The sequence below is a fragment of the Jatrophihabitans sp. genome (assembly GCF_036000465.1).
Taxonomy (GTDB): Bacteria; Actinomycetota; Actinomycetes; order Mycobacteriales; family Jatrophihabitantaceae; genus Jatrophihabitans.
Map to the genome: position 1 here is coordinate 34685 of NZ_DASYFV010000012.1, position 16919 is coordinate 51603.

At 71.2% G+C, this 16919-nt stretch carries 18 protein-coding genes and 1 tRNA gene; 11 read left to right on the forward strand and 8 right to left on the reverse strand.

The features are described 5' to 3' along the window. Positions 1-69: 69 nt before the first annotated feature. From VGN18_RS04315 to VGN18_RS04330, 4 genes are read left to right on the forward strand one after another with little or no spacing between them, the layout of a single operon-like run. Positions 70-474: a hypothetical protein gene (locus VGN18_RS04315; protein ID WP_327538411.1), complete on the forward strand. Its 405-nt coding sequence runs from the start codon at positions 70-72 to the stop codon at positions 472-474. A gap of 9 nt (positions 475-483) precedes the next feature. After that, entirely contained in the window at positions 484-1308 is an 825-nt protein-coding gene (locus tag VGN18_RS04320; protein WP_327538412.1) for a universal stress protein, read from the forward strand. Further along, complete coding sequence (locus VGN18_RS04325; protein WP_327538413.1) at positions 1301-1528, forward strand: hypothetical protein; 228 nt, start codon at positions 1301-1303, stop codon at positions 1526-1528. The genes VGN18_RS04320 and VGN18_RS04325 overlap by 8 nt, the downstream gene beginning before the upstream one ends. Before the next feature lie 39 nt (positions 1529-1567). After that, complete coding sequence (locus VGN18_RS04330; protein ID WP_327538414.1) at positions 1568-2095, forward strand: Hsp20/alpha crystallin family protein; 528 nt, start codon at positions 1568-1570, stop codon at positions 2093-2095. A gap of 72 nt (positions 2096-2167) precedes the next feature. Here the strand turns inward: VGN18_RS04330 and VGN18_RS04335 are convergent, their stop codons facing one another. The 6 genes from VGN18_RS04335 to VGN18_RS04360 all read right to left on the reverse strand — a co-directional run bounded on the left by VGN18_RS04335 (position 2168) and on the right by VGN18_RS04360 (position 6029). After that, positions 2168-2965: a class I SAM-dependent methyltransferase gene (locus VGN18_RS04335; protein WP_327538415.1), complete on the reverse strand. Its 798-nt coding sequence runs from the start codon at positions 2963-2965 to the stop codon at positions 2168-2170. Positions 2966-3050: 85 nt separating this feature from the next. Further along, positions 3051-3125 (reverse strand) — tRNA-Arg (locus VGN18_RS04340). Positions 3126-3189: 64 nt separating this feature from the next. Then, positions 3190-3816: a DedA family protein gene (locus tag VGN18_RS04345; protein ID WP_327538416.1), complete on the reverse strand. Its 627-nt coding sequence runs from the start codon at positions 3814-3816 to the stop codon at positions 3190-3192. Between the two features lie 86 nt (positions 3817-3902). Then, positions 3903-4475, reverse strand: coding sequence for a DUF3105 domain-containing protein (locus tag VGN18_RS21170; protein WP_327538428.1), 573 nt, complete (start codon positions 4473-4475; stop codon positions 3903-3905). 46 nt (positions 4476-4521) lie between these two features. Beyond that, positions 4522-5196 carry a DUF305 domain-containing protein gene (locus VGN18_RS04355; RefSeq protein ID WP_327538417.1) on the reverse strand — a complete coding sequence of 225 codons (675 nt, stop codon included), beginning with the start codon at positions 5194-5196 and terminating at the stop codon, positions 4522-4524. A gap of 11 nt (positions 5197-5207) precedes the next feature. Next, complete coding sequence (locus VGN18_RS04360; protein ID WP_327538418.1) at positions 5208-6029, reverse strand: DUF3105 domain-containing protein; 822 nt, start codon at positions 6027-6029, stop codon at positions 5208-5210. Positions 6030-6237: 208 nt separating this feature from the next. Between VGN18_RS04360 and argS the strand changes: the two genes are divergently transcribed. From argS to VGN18_RS04395, 7 genes are all read left to right on the forward strand, one after another. Then, positions 6238-7899 carry an arginine--tRNA ligase gene (gene argS / locus VGN18_RS04365; RefSeq protein ID WP_327538419.1) on the forward strand — a complete coding sequence of 554 codons (1662 nt, stop codon included), beginning with the start codon at positions 6238-6240 and terminating at the stop codon, positions 7897-7899. Between the two features lie 144 nt (positions 7900-8043). Continuing rightward, on the forward strand, positions 8044-9450 hold the full coding sequence (gene lysA / locus VGN18_RS04370) for a diaminopimelate decarboxylase (RefSeq protein ID WP_327538420.1): 1407 nt from the start codon (positions 8044-8046) through the stop codon (positions 9448-9450). Then, complete coding sequence (locus VGN18_RS04375; protein WP_327538421.1) at positions 9447-10751, forward strand: homoserine dehydrogenase; 1305 nt, start codon at positions 9447-9449, stop codon at positions 10749-10751. The genes lysA and VGN18_RS04375 overlap by 4 nt, the downstream gene beginning before the upstream one ends. Further along, a complete protein-coding gene (thrC, locus tag VGN18_RS04380; RefSeq protein ID WP_327538422.1) occupies positions 10748-11803 on the forward strand; it encodes a threonine synthase in 1056 nt (351 codons plus the stop codon). Before VGN18_RS04375 ends, thrC begins: the two co-directional genes overlap by 4 nt. Before the next feature lies 1 nt (position 11804). Beyond that, complete coding sequence (thrB, locus tag VGN18_RS04385; protein WP_327538423.1) at positions 11805-12755, forward strand: homoserine kinase; 951 nt, start codon at positions 11805-11807, stop codon at positions 12753-12755. A 303-nt stretch (positions 12756-13058) separates the two neighbouring features. Further along, positions 13059-14924, forward strand: a complete 1866-nt coding sequence (rho, locus tag VGN18_RS04390; RefSeq protein ID WP_327538424.1) for a transcription termination factor Rho — start codon at positions 13059-13061, stop codon at positions 14922-14924. Then, on the forward strand, positions 14921-16075 hold the full coding sequence (locus VGN18_RS04395; RefSeq protein ID WP_327538425.1) for an amylo-alpha-1,6-glucosidase: 1155 nt from the start codon (positions 14921-14923) through the stop codon (positions 16073-16075). The genes rho and VGN18_RS04395 overlap by 4 nt, the downstream gene beginning before the upstream one ends. A 5-nt stretch (positions 16076-16080) precedes the next feature. On the opposite strand, the gene VGN18_RS04400 is transcribed toward VGN18_RS04395, so the two are convergent. Both VGN18_RS04400 and VGN18_RS04405 read right to left on the reverse strand, forming a co-directional pair. Beyond that, positions 16081-16317, reverse strand: coding sequence for a hypothetical protein (locus tag VGN18_RS04400; protein ID WP_327538426.1), 237 nt, complete (start codon positions 16315-16317; stop codon positions 16081-16083). Further along, positions 16293-16919: alpha-amylase family glycosyl hydrolase (locus VGN18_RS04405; RefSeq protein WP_327538427.1), on the reverse strand; the 627-nt coding region annotated here is incomplete at its 5' end. The genes VGN18_RS04405 and VGN18_RS04400, both read right to left, overlap by 25 nt.

The window sequence follows — 16919 nt, forward strand, 5'->3', positions numbered from 1 at the left end:
GAGGTGGTCGCGGCGGCGCGGGGGGTCGTCGCGGCCCTGGCCTCTGCTCGCCCCCAGTGAGGGGGAGCCATGACCTCCAGTTCGTCCGTCGCCCACCGGCTGACGGCGCGGCGGCCGGTGGGCAGCGGCGCCCCCATCGCCCCACGCACCGAGGTGCGGGTGAGCGGTCGGGTGGTCGCCTGGTCGAGCGCGAAGGTGGTCCTCGACCCGGCGGGCGACACGCTCGACGTCCGCATCGAATGCACGGGCGGCGACCAGCCGCCGTGGGCGCGGCGGCTGCTCGTGCACGACCTGCTGAACCGGGCGCAGCACGCCGGCATCTCCCGTGTGACGCTCGCCTGCCCGCTGGGTGACGTCGAGATCATCGATGCCCTCAACGACCACTGTCAGCCGGTCGTCGCCCGCTCGGCCGGCACGACCTGCATCGTCGAAGCCGATCTGAAGGCACCGCTTCGCCGGGATCACGCCAACTAGGGAGGACGTATGCACCCGTTCGTCGCCGCCGTCGACGGCTCACTCCACTCGAAGGAGATCCTGCGCTGGGCCGATCGCGAGGCCAGCCTGGCGCACGCTCCGTTGATCGCCCTGTCCGCCTACGAGGGGGACCGGCACTCGGGCACCCCGGCCGACGACGCGGCCCAGCGTCTCGACGCCTGCGTCGAGTCGGCCCTGCCGAGCGAGCGGGCGGCCCACACGCGTCGGGTCGTGCTGCCGGACCGTCCGTTCGACGCGATGATCAAGGCGTCGGTCGAGTCCGACCTGCTGGTCATGGGCGTCCACCGGCACCGGATTCCCTGGACGCCGCACGACCTCGCGGCGAGGGTCGTCGCCCTGGCGACGTGCCCGGTGGCGATGGTGCCCGAACGGAGCGACGGGAGCGTCCAGCGCATCGCGGTCGGGGTCGACGGTTCGCCCGCCTCGCTGGCGGCGTTGCGCTGGGCGGCCCGGCGGGCCCGTCGCAGCAGCGCTGCCCTCATCGCCGTCATGGCATGGCACTGGGTTCCGGAGTACTCCGTCTTCCCGTACGGGGCGAGCGAGGACGATGCCGAACGGGACGCCGCGGAGCTGCTCGACCGCGCCGTCGGCCGGCTGCCGGCCCTGCGCTGCACGCGCATGATCGATCAGGGTCACCCGACCGACGTCCTGCTCGACGTCGCCGACGAGGTGGACCTCCTCGTGGTCGGCAGCACCGGCACCGGGTCCTTCCGCAACCAGCTGCTCGGGTCGGTCAGCCAGCGGGTCGCGCAGCGGGCGAGTTGCCCCGTGGTCGTCGTCCACGAGGCGGATGGGGACGGTTGGCATGACTAGCACGCACGCCCACCCCGACCTGCTGGGCAACCGGTACCTCGGCTTGCGCGAGCCGACCGACGTGCTGTTGGTCGAACGGCTGCTCACGACCCTCGGCGCCGGCCCCGACCTGGAGACCGTCACGCAGGTCATCAACCGGAGCCGCGCCGACCTCGCCGGTGCCCCGCCCGGCGCCCTGCCCGAGCTGCTCGAGCGGCTCGTCCGGCAGCGCCTTCGCTGAGCCCACGAACCCCACCATCGAGAGAGGGAGTTGATCGACATGACGTCCACGAAGGACACGAGCCGCCACACCAAGGACCGGCTGATGAGCATCGTGCGGCGGGAGCCGCAGACGCCGGCGTGGCAGCCGGAAGCGGCCTGGCCCGACGACCGGGTCGAACGGATCTTCCGGCACCTCATGCGAGACGTGCTCGGCACCTCGATGCTCGAGCGCTTCGGCCGCGACGGCGAGACCAACCTGCTCCACCTGGAGGAGTTCGTCGAGGACGGCACCCTCGTCATCCGGGCCGAACTTCCCGGCGTCGACCCGGAGAAGGACGTCGAGCTGACCCTGCGCGACGGCGTCCTGGACCTGCAGGCGCACCGGGAGGAACGATCTCGCGAGGAGCTCCCCGGGGGTTATCGATCCGAGTTCCACTACGGCAGCTTCCGGCGCAGCGTGCGCCTGCCCGAGGGGACGACCGAGGACGACATCAAGGCGTCCTACAAGGACGGCATCCTCGAGGTGCGCATTCCCATGAAGGGCGACGCGACCCCGCCGACGCCGATCGCCATCGATCGCGGTTGACGGTCCAGAGCGCGCCCCGACCTGGACGTGTGCTCTCTGCGCCGACGATGCGGTCCGCTCGCGCCGCCCACGTCACTGGCCGGACGGGCGCCGGTGACGTATGCGGATCTTCGACTGGTTGTGCGGCCGGGTCTCCCAGTCGTCCATGAACTGCCCATCGAGTCCGTATCGGGCGGCCAGGTCCAGCAGCGTCTGGGTGCGGTAGTAGAAGTCCTCGTTCAGGACGTGATGCTCCGGGCCCTCGGTCCGGTCGAAGGTGAAGTCGAAATGCCCGGTCGGCTTCAGGACGCGACCGATGTGGGCGAAGCACTCCTCGATGACCGGCAACGGACAGTGCGAATACACGCTGTGCGCGTGCACGATGTCGAACGCGCCGTCGTCGAAGGCAGCGAATCTGTTGTCCGTCACGACTTCGAGTCGGGGCAACTTGTCGGCCAGTCCGTATTCCTGGACCGTCGCCCGGGCCGATCGCAGAATGTCCGGCGAGATGTCTATCCCGGTGTAATTGCCGGTATCGAGGTAGTCGACGAAGAGGCGGCCGGCGCGCAGGTTCCCGCAGCCGATCTCCAACATCGTGTGTTCAGGACGCAGGCCGTGCTCGCGGAGGTAGTCGAACTGCATCTTGCCCATCGCGAGCCAACTCGTGTGGGTGCCGCTGCCGACCGCCGCTTCGGGGTTTCGGGCCGCGTCCGATTTCATGACCGAGCGGTAGTAGGCAAGGTGATCGCCGCGGCTGGCGATGCGCAGCCAGGAGTCCCGGCCCAGCCGCCGGAGGTACGGCAGCACCTTGTCCGGATGCCTTCGCGCGAAGGCAATGCGATGCGAAAGGCTCGCACGATTCTTCTTCACGAACTCTGGGTCGCGCCCCATGCGGTCACCGTAGGGCCAGCGGGCCTCACGCGACAGGGATCCGCGGCGCCCTACCTTGCGTTGGCCCGGCAACGACCCCAGTGAATGGTGCCCCCGGCAGGATTCGAACCTGCGCCACCGCCTCCGGAGGGCGGTGCTCTATCCCCTGAGCTACGGGGGCCAAACCCGATCAGCCTAGCAGCGGGAGAACAGCGCTTCGCACCGCGCCCACGCCGGCGCCGACGTCACCTGGGCACCGGTGGAGAAGCGCCCTTCTTCCTGCTGCGGCGACGATGGCGGACGATCAGCGCGACGGCGATCAGCACGAGGAGGGCGAGACCGAGGTAGTTCGCGTAGTGCTCGATGCGGGCGTACTGACTGCCGGCGAGATAGCCGAGCACGGTGAAGCCGACGGCCCACAGCAGGCCGCCGAGCGCGTTCCAGGCCAGGAAGCGCGGGTAGGGAAGCCGGCTCATGCCGGCGAGGCCCGGGATCAGCGCGCGCAGTGCGGCGGTGAAGCGTCCGATGAAGACGCTCTTGCCACCGAACCGGCGGATACTGTCCTCCGCGGCGGTGATGTGTTCCGGCTTCAGCACCCGGTTGGGGATCTTCGACAGCAGTGCTGCGCCGTAGCGCAGCCCGACCCAGTAGCCGATCGAATCGCCGATGACCGCCCCGGCGACCCCGGCGAGCCCCACGGCGAGCAGCGGGAGCTTGTGCTGGTTGGCGAGGACGCCGCCCAGGATGACGCCGATCTCGCCGGGGATGATCACGCCGACGAAGGCCGAGGCCTCCAACGCCGGCAGCAGGAACACCAGCGTGAGAGCGAGCGCCGCCGGCAGGCGCAGGATGCCGTCGAGGATGTGTCCCATGTCGGGTCGGATACCCGGGCCTCGGACCGACGTCACCGGCGGCGAGTGGGCCGGTTCTCAGGAGCGCCGGCGGCGAACGCGAGCGGTCACGGCCCGTCCAGCGGATGGCCGAACGTGCTGGGGTGCGACTTGAACGACGGATTCGAGCAGGTGGCGCCGGGCTCCGGGGTGGTGTCCGGGTTGCCCCGCAGCAGCTGGATGAACTGGGCGATGCGCGGGTCGGTCGGGTCGTCCACGAACAGCTGGTAGCCCCACGCCTGGAGGGAGACGGCGGAGCGAAGGTCGGGGTACGGGCTGAGTGCGGTGTGGTCGAGCCCGGAGATCAGCGAGGTCAGGGTGGCAACCTTCGCGGGATCGAGCCCCTCGCGGTAGGTGACCCAGACGGCGCCGTGCTCGAGCATGTGCACCGCGTTCTCGTTCGCGATCGGCTGCGGGTAGACGTGCCGGTGCAGTCGGCCCAGTAGGCGTTGTGCCGTCCACCCACGGGTGGGGTCGTGTCGTAGCGGACGACGCCGGTGGCGTGGGTGCGATCGGGCTCCGGGTGGTACGTGACGCCCCGGATGGCAGCCGCGGCCGGCAGCTCGCCCGGGCCCGCCGAAGCGGACGTGGTGGACGACGGCGGCGCAGCCGTACCCGAACCGGACGTCGTCGACGTGCAGGCAGACAGGATCAGCGCCGCGACGAGCGCGGCGGGGAGGGCGGGTCTCACGGGGCCGGCAGCGGCTGGCCGCCGAGCGCGCGCAGCATCTGCTCCATCGCGATGATCTCCGAGCTCTGCGCGTTGATCATCGCCTGGGCCAGGTCGCGCACGTACTGCGTCTTCGCGTGGGCGAGGGCGTACTTCGCCATCGGCAGCCCACCTTGGTGGTGGTGGATCATCAGCTGCAGGAACAGGACGTCCAGCGCCTTGCCGTGCAGCGATTCGAGCTTGTTCATCTGGTCCGGCGTCGCCATGCCCGGCATGAGGGCGTTGGCGCCCATCGACATGTGACTGTCGCCCATCCACGCCATCGGGTTCGTCGAGTTGCGCGGCAGGTTCCAGGCGTCGAGCCAGCCCTGCATCTCGCCGACCTGGAACTGCTGCGACGTCTCGATGTCGTAGGCCAGGATCTTGAGCTTCGAATCCGCCGTGTTGTCACGCTCGTACCCGGCCATGGTGACGGCCTGGGTGTGGTGCGTCGACATGTCGCGGGCGAAACCGGCGTCCACCGACGACGTCGACATCGACGGCAGCCCGGACGACCCGCCGCCGCGCACCAGCCACCCGGCCGTGCCGGCGAGCACGAGGACGGCCAGGGCGATGATCGCGATCAACGAGACGCGAAGCCCGCGGCCGGGGGCCACGGGTTCGACGGTGTCGTGCTCGAGCGTGGTGGACATCGTGGGGCCTCTCAGCCGTTGGACGGGTGTCCGAAGGTGCTCGGGTTCTGCTTGAAGCCGGGGTTGGAGCAGCTGGCGCCGTACTCGGGTGTCGTCTTCTTGTTCAGCTTCAGCGTGGCGATGAACTGCGCGATGCGCGGGTCACCGGCGCTGTCGACGAACAGCTGGTAGCCCCACGACTGCAGCGAGATCGGGGTCTTCAGGTTCGGGTACGGCGACAGCGCGAGCATGTTCACGCCGGAGACGTAGGTCTTGAGCTTGGTGAGCTCGGCGGCCGACAGCGTCGTCGGGTTGTAGGTGATCCACACGGCGCCGTGCTCGAGCATGTGCACCGCGTTCTCGTTGGCGATCGCCTTGGGGTAGACCGTGCCGGTGCAGTCGGCCCAGAAGCCGTTGTGGTTACCGCCGACCGGGGGGCTCGAGTCGTACGTGATCGACCCGGTCACGTGGTTGTGCTGGCCCTCGACGCGGTAGGTGAGCCCGGAGATCTGCTTCGCGGCGGCGAGCTCGGGCTGGCGGTACGGGTCGGCCGCGTTCACCGTCTGGCCACCGGCCGTGCTCGAGGTGCTGCCCGAACCCGACTTGTGCGTGACCACCACGGCCACCACGACGACGGCGGCGAACACGACGACGGCGACGGTGGTCCAGATGAGACCCCAGGGGGTCTGCTTCTGGTTGACGATCGACTTGCCGGGCTTGCGGTTCGGGGGGCGTGTACCGGCCCCGGCCTTCGCCGGGCTGACCTTCGGCGTACCCGGACGAGCCGCCCCGCCGCCCGACGACGTCCGACCGGACGACGTCTTACCCGACGGGGGAGCCTTGCGCTGGGCCATGGGTCTGCCTTCGTGGGATCGGGGGCATGGATGCGGGACGAGCGTCCGGGCACCGAGTCTAGGTCGTCAGCAGGTGGGACGCCGCTGGGTGCGCGACGACGGGACCATTCACAGGACGTTCGTCGCTGCGGAGCCGCGGATCGAGGGGACCTCCGACCCGGACGTCGGCCCCGGAAAGCAGGCCGATCCCGGCCACTACGATTGCAAGGTGACTCCAGCCGATCTCGCCACGGTAATCCGCGACTGCGTCGCCACCGCCGTGGCTGCGGGCGACTTCGCCGGCGACGCCCCGGCCGACGTCGTCGTCGAGCGGCCGAAGAACCCTGAGCACGGCGATTACGCCACGAATGTCGCGCTCCGGCTGGCCAAGCCGGCCGGGCGCCCGGCCCGCGAGGTCGCCGAGCTCGTAGCCGCCCGGCTGCGCGCGCTCGACGGCATCGACCGGGTCGACGTCGCCGGGCCCGGCTTCCTGAACATCACCCTCGCGACCGGCACCCTCGGCGGGGTTGCCGGCGAGATCGTCGAGGCCGGCGCGAGTTTCGGCATCGCCGGCGTCCTCGTCGGACAGAAACTGAACCTGGAATTCGTCTCGGCCAACCCGACCGGCCCCGTGCACATCGGGGCCGTGCGGTGGGCCGCCGTCGGCGACGCGCTGGCCCGCATCCTGCAGGCGGCCGGGGCCGACGTCACCCGCGAGTACTACTTCAACGACGCCGGCAGCCAGATCGAGCGGTTCGCCCGCACCCTGCGCGAGGTCGCGCACGGCCGGCCGGTGCCCGAGGACGGCTACGCGGGCACCTACATCGACGAGATCTCGGCCGCGATCGTCACCGCGAACCCGGGCCTGCTCGAGCGCCTCGAGGACGACCAGACCGAGGTCTTCCGCCGCGAGGGCGTCGAGCTCATGTTCGCCGAGATCAAGGGCTCGTTGGCGAGCTTCGGCGTGCACTTCGACGTCTACTTCAATGAGCGCGACCTGCACGACCAGCACAAGCTCGAAGCCGCCATCAAGCGCCTGCGCGACCAGGGCAACGTCTTCGAGTCCGAGGGTGCGACGTGGTTGCGCACGACCGACTACGGCGACGACCGCGACCGCGTGCTCGCACGCAGCAACGGCGAGCTCACCTACTTCGCGGCCGACTGCGCGTACTACCTCGACAAGCGCGACCGCGGCTTCGACCGCGCCGTGATCATGCTCGGCGCCGATCACCACGGCTACATCGGCCGGCTCCGGGCCATGGCCACCTGCTTCGGCGACGACCCCGACCAGACCCTCGAGATCCTGATCGGGCAGCTGGTCAATCTCGTCCGCGACGGAGAGCCGCTGCGGATGAGCAAGCGGGCCGGCACCGTCATCGTGCTGGCCGACCTCGTCGACGCAATCGGCGCCGACGCCGCCCGGTACGCGCTGGTGCGCTACTCGTCCGACCAGAGCATCGACATCGACCTCGACGCCTGGGCCCGCAAGACGAACGACAACCCGGTCTACTACGTCCAGTACGCGCACGCCCGCACCCGTAACGTCGCCCGCAACGCCGAGAGCTTCGGCATCACCGTCGCCGACGCTCTGCAGCCCGAACTGCTCGACCACGCCGCCGATGCCGCGCTCCTCACCGCGCTGGGCGAGTTCCCGCGCGTCGTCGCCACCGCCGCCGAGCTGCGCGCCCCGCACCGCATCGCGCACTACCTGGAGAACCTCGCGAGCACCTATCACCGCTGGTACGACACCGACGAGTGCCGGGTCACGCCCAAGGGCGACGCCGAGGTGAACGACGGCAACCGGGCCCGCGTCTGGCTCAACGAGGCCACCCACGTCGTGCTCGCCAACGGCCTGCGGCTGCTCGGCGTCAGCGCACCGGACAGAATGTGAGCGACGCTTGCGGAGCGAACCATGGGCCTGGGTCCTCTGGCGGCCGGACCGAGCGAAGCGAGGGTAGGTCGTGAGCGACGCTTGCGGAGCGAACCACAGGCATGGGTCCTCTGGCGGCCGGACCGAGCGAAGCGAGGGTAGGTCGTGAGTCGCAACGCGCACCCGGCCGGGCCGCGTCATGGGGACGTGCTGCCCGAGGCGGCCAACACCACGCAGCCGGCCGACGTCAACGCGCTCGACCCGGCCATCTGGCCGGCGTCGGCGCGGCGGGTGAACGGTGGGCTGCAGATCGGCGGTGCGCCGGTGACCTCGCTCGTCGACGAGTTCGGCTCGCCGGCGCTGTTCCTCGACGAGGGCGACCTGCGGGCGCGGGCCCGCGCCTACACCGCGGCCTTCGACGGCATCGACGTCTACTACGCGGGCAAGGCGTTCCTGTGCACGACGGTGGCGCGCTGGATCGCCGACGAGGGCCTGGGTCTCGACGTCTGCACCGGCGGTGAGCTCGCGGTGGCGCTCGCAGCCGAGTTCCCACCCGCGCGCATCGCGCTGCACGGCAACAACAAGTCGGTGGGGGAGCTGACCCGTGCCGTCGAGGCCGGCGTCGGCCACATCATCGTCGACTCCTTCGACGAGATCCACCGCCTCACCGCCGTAGCCACGACGGCCGGGGTGCGGCAGCGGGTGCTGGTCCGGGTCACCGTCGGGGTCGAGGCGCACACGCACGAGTTCATCGCCACCGCCCACGAGGACCAGAAGTTCGGCTTCTCGCTGCGGGACGGCTCGGCCGCGCGAGCGGTGGCGGCGGTGCTCGCCTCGGACTCCCTCGAGTTCGCCGGACTCCACTCCCACATCGGCTCGCAGATCTTCGAGACGGCCGGCTTCGAGGTCGCGGCCCACCGCGTCGTGAGCCTGGCCGCGACGATCCGCGACATCCACGGCGTGCAGGTCGAGGAGATCAACCTCGGCGGCGGGCTCGGCATCGCCTACGTGGCGGGCGACGACCCCGAATCGCCCAAGCAGACCCTCGAACGCCTGAACGGCATCGTCGAGATCGAGTGCGCCTCGGTGGGGCTGCGGCCCCCGCGCCTCTCGGTCGAGCCGGGCCGGGCGATCGTCGGGCCGAGCACGATCACGGTCTACGAGGTCGGCACGGTCAAGGACGTCACGCTCGACGGCGGCGTCGTCCGCCGCTACGTCTCGGTCGACGGCGGCATGAGCGACAACATCCGTACCGCGCTCTACGACGCGCAGTACACCTGCGTACTCGCCAACCGCGAGTCGCTCGCGCCGCCGGCGCGCACCCGCGTCGTCGGCAAGCACTGCGAGAGCGGCGATGTGGTCGTGCGCGACACCTGGCTGCCCAACGACGTCCGCCCCGGCGATCTCATCGCGGTGGCGGCCACCGGCGCGTACTGCCGCAGCATGGCCAGCAACTACAACCACGTGCCCCGGCCGCCGGTCGTGGCGGTGCACGAGGGCGTCGCGCAGGTGATCGTGCGACGCGAGACCGAGGACGATCTGCTGCTGCTCGACATGGGGGTCTCACGATGACAACTGGGCCGCTGCGCGTGGCGCTGCTCGGCTGCGGCGTCGTCGGATCGCAGGTCGTGCGACTGCTCACCGAGCAGGCCGGCGAACTCGCGCAACGCATCGGTGTGCCGCTGGAACTCGCCGGCGTGGCCGTGCGTCGCCCGGCCCGGCACGCCGACGTCCCGCCCGAGCTGCTCACCACCGATGCCGAGGCACTGGTCACCCGCGACGACGTCGACATCGTCGTCGAGGTGATCGGCGGCATCGAGCCGGTGCGCTCGCTGCTGCTGGCGGCGTTGCACAGCGGCAAGAGCGTCGTCAGCGCGAACAAGGCGCTGCTCGCCGACGACGGCGCCACGCTGCACGACGCCGCGGCCAGGGCGGGGGTCGATCTCTACTACGAGGCGGCGGTCGCGGGCGCCATCCCGCTGCTGCGCCCGCTGCGCGAATCGCTCGCGGGCGACCGCATCACCCGGGTGATCGGCATCGTCAACGGCACCACGAACTTCATCCTCTCGCGCATGGACGCCACCGGCGCCGGCTTCGACGAGGCGCTCGCCGAAGCGACCGCGCTCGGCTACGCCGAGGCGGATCCGAGCGCCGACGTCGACGGGTTCGACGCGGCGGCGAAGGCCGCGATCCTCGCCGGCCTCGCGTTCCACACCCGCGTGGCGCTCTCCGACGTCCACCGCGAGGGCATCGGTGAGGTGACCGCGGCCGACATGGCGAGCGCGAAGGCGATGGGCTGCACCATCAAGCTGCTCGCGATCTGTGAACGGCGCGTGGTCGACGGCGCGCGCGAGAGCGTCTCGGTGCGCGTCCACCCGGCGATGCTGCCGCGCAGCCACCCGCTCGCGGGTGTCGGTGACGCGTTCAACGCCGTGTTCGTCGAGGCCGAGGCCGCAGGGTCGCTGATGTTCTACGGACGGGGTGCCGGCGGCGCACCTACGGCGAGCGCCGTGCTCGGCGACCTCGTGGCGGTCGCCCGAAACCGGGTGAGCAGCAGCCGCGGTGCCGGCGAGAGCGCCTACGCCGAACTGCCCCTCGAACCGATGGGCGAGACCCGCACCCGCTACCACATCGCGCTCGACGTGGCCGACGAACCGGGCGTGCTCGCCGCGGTCGCCGGCGCGTTCGCCGAACTCGGCGTGAGCATCCAGACCGTGCGGCAGGAAGGGCGCGGCGATGCCGCCACGCTGGTCGTGGTCACGCACGCCGCACGGGACGCCGATCTCGCGGCCACCGTCCGGCGGTTGGCGGGAATGCCCTTCGTCCGCCGGGCGGCGAGCGTCATGCGCGTCGAGGGGATGGCAAGCGAATGAAACCGTGGCCCGGGCTGATCGAGGTCTACCGCGACCGACTGCCGGTCAATGCCCGCACACCCAACATCACGCTGTGCGAGGGCGGCACGCCGTTGATCCCGGCGCGTGAGTTGTCCCGGCGCACCGGCTGCGAGGTGTACCTGAAGGTCGAGGGGGCGAACCCCACCGGATCGTTCAAGGACCGCGGCATGACCGTCGCGATCTCCAAGGCCGCAGAAGAAGGCGCGCAGGCGGTCATCTGCGCCTCGACCGGCAACACCTCGGCGAGCGCCGCCGCGTACGCAGTGCGGGCGGGCATGACCTGCGCCGTCCTCGTCCCGCAGGGCAAGATCGCGCTCGGCAAGATGGCGCAGGCGCTGGTGCACGGCGCCAAGCTGCTGCAGGTCGACGGCAACTTCGACGACTGCCTCGAACTGGCCCGCAAACTCGCGATCGACTACCCGGTGGCGCTGGTCAACTCAGTCAACCCGTTCCGCATCGAGGGGCAGAAGACCGCCGCGTTCGAGATCTGCGACGTGCTCGAGCGGGCGCCTGACGTGCACTGCATCCCGGTCGGCAACGCGGGCAACATCACCGCGTACTGGAAGGGCTACCAGGAATACGCCCGGGACGGCGTCGTCGCCACGACGCCGCGGATGTTCGGCTTCCAGGCGGCGGGGGCGGCACCGATCGTGAAGGGTGCGCCGGTGCTGCACCCGATCACCATCGCCACCGCGATCCGCATCGGCAACCCGGCGTCGTGGACCTTTGCCGAGCAGGCCCGCGACGACTCGCACGGTCTCATCGACGCAGTGACGGACAAGCAGATCCTCGAGGCCTACCGGCTGGTGGCGCGCAGCGAAGCGGTCTTCGTCGAACCCGCCTCGGCGGCGAGCGTCGCGGGACTGTTGATGACCGCCGCGGACGGCCGGTTGCCGGCCGGCTCGGTCGTGGTCTGCACGGTCACCGGCAACGGCCTGAAGGATCCGGAGTGGGCGATCACCGGCGCCCCGAAACCGATCACCGTGCCGATCGACGCGCACGCCGCCGCGGTCCGGCTTGGCCTCGACTGACATGCGCGCTGCGTTCCGCGCGGGTCCCGTCCACGTCCGGGTGCCGGCCACCAGCGCGAACCTCGGGCCGGGCTTCGACTGCCTCGGCCTGGCTCTCGGCCTGCACGACGACGTCGTCGCCCGGGCCACCGACGGCGGGCTGGACATCGATGTCGCCGGCGAGGGCGAAGCGCTCGCGCGCGATGAGGGCCACCTCGTCGTCCGGGCGATGCGGGCGACCTTCGACAAGCTCGGCGGCCAGCCGTACGGCCTGCAGCTGTCGTGTGCGAACCGGATCCCGCACGGCCGTGGACTGGGGTCGTCGGCAGCCGCCATCGTCGCAGGGGTGGTGCTCGCCCGCGGCCTGGTCGTCGGCGGCGAGCACCGGCTTCCCGACGCCGACGCCTTCGCGCTGGCCGCGCGGCTGGAAGGGCACCCCGACAACGTCGCCGCCTGCTTCTACGGCGGGCTGACGATCGCGTGGACGCAGGATCGGCGGGCGCGTGCGGTCCGCGCAGAGGTGAGCGACGCGCTGCGCCCGGTGGTGCTGGTGCCGCCGTTCGAGTCGTCCACGGCGACCGCGCGCGGCGCCCTGCCCCGCACCGTGCCGCATGCCGACGCCACGCACGCCGCCGCCCGGAGCGCGCTGCTGGTCGCCGCGTTGACCGGTGCGCTGGACGGAGCAGGGGCCGACACCCTGCTCGCCGCGACCGAGGACCGCCTGCACCAGCCCTACCGCGCCGCGAACGCGCCGGCCACGACCGAGCTGATCGCGGGCCTGCGTGACCGTGGGCTCGCGGCCGTGGTCTCCGGCGCCGGACCGACCGTTCTTGTACTGGCTCGAGATGAGGTCGAGGTCGAGATCGTGACAGCCGCGACGCCTGCCGGCTGGCGCTGCGACCCGCTCGCCGTCGACGTGTCCGGGGCCCGGATCGTCCCGGTCCGGACGGCCACCGGGCCGTCCGGACCGTGATCGACCCGGAACAGCGCGCGCCGAGACTGGTGTTGCTGGGGGTGATCGGAGCGTCTAGGCTCTGGTCATCGGTCCAGGCGCCGGCCCAACAGCGGTCCGCGCCGCCCACGTCCATCGCAGCGCGAGTTGCTCGCATCCCGCGATGCGCAGGGGCCAAGGCCGAGTTTCCACCTCTCGTCGGTACCGGCCTGTAGCAGCCCGGACCCGGCGGGATGGGCGGGCCCATCAACGCGGACTCGCCCCCAGCACCGGCCCGCTCGCCAGCGGCGAGACGGAGCCACTTCGGAAGGATCCGACACCACTGTGACCGACATCTCGGAGCAGCTTCCCGGCACGAACACCGGCGACGCCGGCAACGGCACGGCTGCACCCGCCACCCGCGCTCGGCGCGGCTCGCTGAACACCATGCTGTTGTCCGAGCTGCAGCAACTCGCCGGCGGCATGGGTATTGCCACCACGAAGCTCAAGAAGAGCGATCTCATCGCGGCGATCCGGCAGGCCCAGTCCGGGCCGTCCACCGCGTCATCCACCGCCCAGTCCACCGCGCCTGCCGACGGCAAGCCTGCGCAGGCAGCCAAGGGCGCGGCGAAGGCCGAAGCCAGGACCGAGGCCAGGACCGCGTCCACCGACGAGTCCGCGCGCACCCAGGCTGACGGGAACACCGCGCAGCGGCCCGAGCGGCCGGAACGCCGCAAGCGCCCCGACAACCAGGCCGACGGCCAGCAGGACCGTCAGCAGGACCGTCAGCAGGACCGTCAGCAGGACCGTCAGCAGGACCGTCAGCAGGACCGTCAGCAGGACCGTCAGCAGGACCGTCAGCAGGACCGTCAGCAGGACCGCAACCAGCAGGACCGCAACCAGCAGGACCGCGGCGACAACGGGGGCCAGAACGGCGGCGATCGCGACGAAGACTACGAGAGCGGCCGCCGGCGCGGCCGCCGCTACCGCGACCGCCGTGGCCGCAACCGCGAGCGGGGCCCCAACCCGCAGGGCGTCGGCACGACCGAGGTCGAGCCGACCGTGTCCGACGACGACGTCCTGATCCCGGTCGCCGGCATCCTCGACGAGGTCGCGGACAAGAACACCTGGTTCGTGCGCACCGGCGGCTACTACGCCGGTCCCGACGACGTGTACGTCGCGAATTCCTACGTCCGCCGCTACAACCTGCGTCGCGGCGATGCCGTCACCGGCGCGATCAAGGCGCCCAAGGACGGTGACCGGCGGGAGAAGTACAACCCGCTCGTGCGCCTGGACACCGTGAACGGCCGCAACCCGGACGAGCTGAAGAACCGCGTCGAGTTCACCAGGCTCACTCCGCTGTACCCGCAGGAGCGGCTGCGGCTGGAGACCGAGCCGCACATCCTGACCACCCGCGTGATCGACCTCGTCATGCCGATCGGCAAGGGTCAGCGTGCGTTGATCGTGTCGCCGCCCAAGGCCGGCAAGACGATGATCATGCAGGCGATCGCGAACGCCATCGCGATCAACAACCCGGAATGCCACCTGATGGTGGTGCTCGTCGACGAGCGGCCCGAAGAGGTCACCGACATGCAGCGGTCGGTGAAGGGCGAGGTCATCGCCTCCACCTTCGACCGCCGCCCGCAGGACCACACCATGGTCGCGGAGCTCTCGATCGAGCGGGCCAAGCGGCTGGTCGAGATGGGTCACGACGTCGTCGTGCTGCTCGATTCGATCACCCGGCTCGGCCGCGCCTACAACCTTGCGGCGCCGGCCAGCGGCCGGATCCTCTCCGGTGGCGTCGACTCGACCGCGCTCTACCAGCCCAAGCGCTTCCTCGGCGCCGCACGCAACATCGAGAACGGCGGATCGCTCACGATCATCGCGAGCGCGCTGGTCGAGACCGGTTCGGCCGGCGACACGGTGTTCTTCGAGGAGTACAAGGGCACCGGCAACGCCGAGCTCAAGCTCGATCGCAAGATCGCCGACAAGCGGGTGTTCCCGGCCGTGGACGTCGACCAGTCCTCGACCCGTAAGGAAGAGATCCTGCTCTCGCCGGACGAGTTCGCGGTCACGGTCAAGCTGCGCAGGGTGCTGCACGCGCTCGAGAGCCAGCAGGCGATCGACCTGCTGCTCGACCGGTTGAAGAAGACCCGGACGAACTTCGAGTTCCTGATGCAGATCGCGAAGACCACACCCGGCCAGGAGTGACCGCGGTAACGGGGCTGACCGACGTCCTTGCCGACGACGGCTGGCCCTACGCGTCATCGCGCCCGGTCGCAGCGGGCGACCCGGGCCGCTTCCATGCCCTGTTCGGCCGCGACTCGCTGATCACCTCGTTGCAGCTGCTGCCGGTCCGTCCGGACGTCGCCCGGGCGACACTGCGCGCGCTCGCGGACAAGCAGGGCCGCGTCGACGATCCGGGCACGCTCGAGGCGCCCGGCAAGATCGGCCACGAGTTCCGCGACGCCCCGCCCGAGTCGTTCGCCGGGTGGCCACCCGGCCCGTTCGGCTACTACGGAACGGCCGACGCGACATCCTGGTTCGTCGTGCTGCTCGCGGCGCTGGACGACCCGGCGCTGACGGCGCAGTTGCGGCCGAACCTGCAGGCGGCGGCGGGCTGGCTGCAGCGCGAACTCGACCGCGGTGGCGGGCTCGTCCGGCACGCCGGGGGAGAGCTCGGCGGCCTCACCCACCAGGGCTGGCGCGACACCATCGACCCGATCGCCGACGGCAACGGCGGTGGCACCCTGCGCCCGGACGGCACGGCTCCGGTGCCGCCGCTCGCCGACGCCGACACCCAGGCCGTCACCGTGGCCGCGTTGCGCGCCCTCGCACGACTCACCGGCGAGGACGAGTGGCGCGAGCGCCACAACGCGATGCGCGCGCTGGTCACCGCGAGCTTCCTGCCCGACATCGTCCTGGTGGACGCAGCCGGGCCGGTGCCGGGTGCCGGCTCGCAGCTGGGCTGGTTGCTCTGGGCGGACGCGCTCGAGCCCGACGCCCGCGCTGCCGCGGCGGATCGCCTTGCGCAGCAGGACATTCTCACCGGTTTCGGGTTGCGCACGCTCTCCAGCGACTCGCCGGTCTTCACGCCCGAGGGTTACCACCGCGGCACAATCTGGCCGTTCGACAGTTGGCTCGGGTGGGGCGGGCTGCGTGTCGCGGGACGTGCCGAGGACGCCGAGAAGGTGCGTACCGGTGTGCTCGCGGCCATCGACGAGCTCGGCGGCTTTCCCGAGCTCTACGGGGTCGCCCTGGACGGCACACTGTTCCGCGTGCCGGCCGCGAACCACGTGCAGGCCTGGACGGTCGGTGCCCGGTCGGCGCTCGCGGCCGGATGGGACGGCCGTACGGTCTGACCGCGTCAGCCGAGCACCCAGGCCGCCGTGTCGGGGGCCAACATCCGCCCGTCCTCAGCGCTCGCGACGACTGCCTCGCCGGGCAGCGCGACCGGGGCGGCAGACACGTTGAGCAGGCAGGTCAGCCCGCCACGGGCGAAGGCCAGCACGCCCGGTCCGTGGTCCAGCCAGGCGAATCCGGGCTCGCCGGCGCCGAGGTGGTCGCGCCGCGCCGCGATCACGCGCCGGTAGAACGCGAGCATCGACCGTTGTTCGGCGGCCTGGTGCTCTGCGCTGCAGGCAGACCACGCGGGGGCTGCGGAAGCCAGGGGGTCACGCCGGGTGGCGAGAACCCGAACGGAGCGGTGGCGCCCGCCCACGGCAGCGGCAAACGGCACCCGTCGCGCCCCCGGATGGTGTGCCGCGAGCTCTCCCAGACGGGGTCGGCGATGACCTCGTCCGGCAGGTCCTCCACCTCCCAGAGGCCGAGTTCCTCGCCCTGGTAGACGTACATCGAGCCGGGCAGGGCGGCCATCACGAGCAGCATCGCCCGCGCCCGCCGCTCGCCCAGGGCCCGGTCGCTCGTGGGGAACGGGTACGGCGGGGGCAACGGCACGCCGGTGAACTCGCGACCGTAGCGGGTGAGGTGACGGGTCTCGTCGTGGTTGCTCAATGTCCAGGTCGCCGGGCCCGCGGCAGCGAAGGCGCGAAGGGTGTTGTCGATCGTCGCGCGCAGGTCGTCGACGTCGAGGCGGCACTTCAGGAAGTCGAGATTGAACGTCGTGTGCAGCTCGTCCGCACGCATGTAGGCCGCGAGCCGGTCCGCACCGTTCACGACGACCACGCCGACGAACAACCGGTCGCC